The following is a 1,560-nucleotide window of genomic DNA, read 5'->3' as shown; positions in this document are numbered from 1 at the left end:
GTCTCGCTTCAGATCTTTTCAGATCCTCCGCTTCTGAATCTTCATATAGAATCTTCAGGGTCTGTGTATTAATCGATCTTTGATTTTCAAGGTTCAAAAATGCTTCGTTTGAAGCTATTTAATTGCCGCTCTTTGTGAGCGCTCAATTAATATAGCAACAAGCGAAGCATATGTCAAACACTTTTTTGAAAAATTTTATTTTTTCACTTCAGCTTTTTCACTTCAGCCCTTTTCTCTTTTAATCCATCTCGTTATATTAATATTTGATTTCAGAAGAAATATAAAGTTTTATGAATTAAAAAGCGCCGTTGAATAGTATCTGTCACCACTGTCAGGTAATAATGCGACTATAGTTTTACCCTTGTTTTCAGGTCTCTTAGCTAACTGTATTGCACCGAATAATGCAGCACCTGAAGATATACCAACTGAAATACCTTCTTTTCTTGCAAGTAACTTAGCTGTATCGAATGCATCCTGAGCCGGAGCCTTAAACACCTCATCATATACTTTTGTATTTAAAACTTTAGGAACAAAGCCTGCTCCAATGCCCTGAATCTTATGAGCGCCGCTTCTTCCTTCTGAAAGTACCGGTGAATCCTCAGGCTCTAAAGCGACAACCTTTATATCCGAATTCTTTTCCTTTAAATACTCACCGATACCTGTAATAGTTCCGCCTGTACCAACTCCGGCTATAAATATATCTATTTTACCGTCAGTATCATTCCAGATTTCAGGCCCTGTTGTATTTTTATGCATTTTAGGATTTGCAGGGTTATCAAACTGACCTGGTATAAAGCTATCAGGGATTTCCTTTGATAATTCCTCAGCTTTTTCAATAGCACCTTTCATGCCTTTAGATCCTTCTGTAAGAACAATTTCAGCCCCATAGGCTTTGATAATGTTTCTTCTTTCAACGCTCATGGTTTCAGGCATTGTGAGTATCAATCTATAGCCTTTGGATGCTGCAATTGAAGCAAGTCCGATTCCTGTATTTCCCGATGTCGGTTCAATTATAACTGAACCCTTTTTCAATACTCCTCTTTCTTCCGCATCCTCAATCATCGCTTTAGCAATACGATCTTTGACACTTCCTGCCGGATTTAAGTATTCCAGTTTTACAAGTATGGTTGCATCAAGATTTAATTCTTTTTCAATATTCACAACCTCTACAAGCGGTGTATTTCCAATAAGATCCAATGTACCCTTAAATATCTTTCCCATGGCTCCTCCTTCATCCGCAATGGATTTTAAATGATATGTTAATAATACCACGTTGCTAAATTGATATATAATTTTTAAATCTTATCATTGGCTATAATTTTCTATTATAATAAGAAAATTTATATGCAGAGTCTTTACGTATGATAAAATGATTCCAGAAGAATGTACACACGATGGTAAATATGAACATAAAAAAAGCTTTCCAACTACTATAGTCAGAAAGCTTAAAAATTTTAATCATTATTCGTACCTTCAAAACAGCATACCATTTATGAATCATTCCCAGTAATCCATCTAAACCTCTAACCTTTCCAGCCTTTTTGGACAAGCCCTCGACCT

1 protein-coding gene is annotated in these 1,560 nt (G+C 35.8%); it reads right to left on the bottom strand.

Going from position 1 to position 1,560, the window contains the following annotated elements; genetic code table 11:
- Positions 1-288: 288 nt before the first annotated feature.
- Positions 289-1,221, bottom strand: a complete 933-nt coding sequence (gene cysK / locus T357_RS0118400) for a cysteine synthase A (RefSeq protein ID WP_031555907.1) — start codon at positions 1,219-1,221, stop codon at positions 289-291.
- Positions 1,222-1,560 lie beyond the last annotated feature (339 nt).

The sequence above is a fragment of the Oribacterium sp. FC2011 genome, from assembly GCF_000701645.1.
In the GTDB taxonomy this organism is placed as follows: domain Bacteria; phylum Bacillota; class Clostridia; order Lachnospirales; family Lachnospiraceae; genus Oribacterium.
This window is presented reverse-complemented; position numbering and strand designations above follow the sequence as displayed.

Bases quoted from the DNA above. Each gene is read 5' to 3' on its own strand.
- cysK (WP_031555907.1), bottom strand. From the start codon at position 1,221: ATGGGAAAGATATTTAAGGGTACATTGGATCTTATTGGAAATACACCG.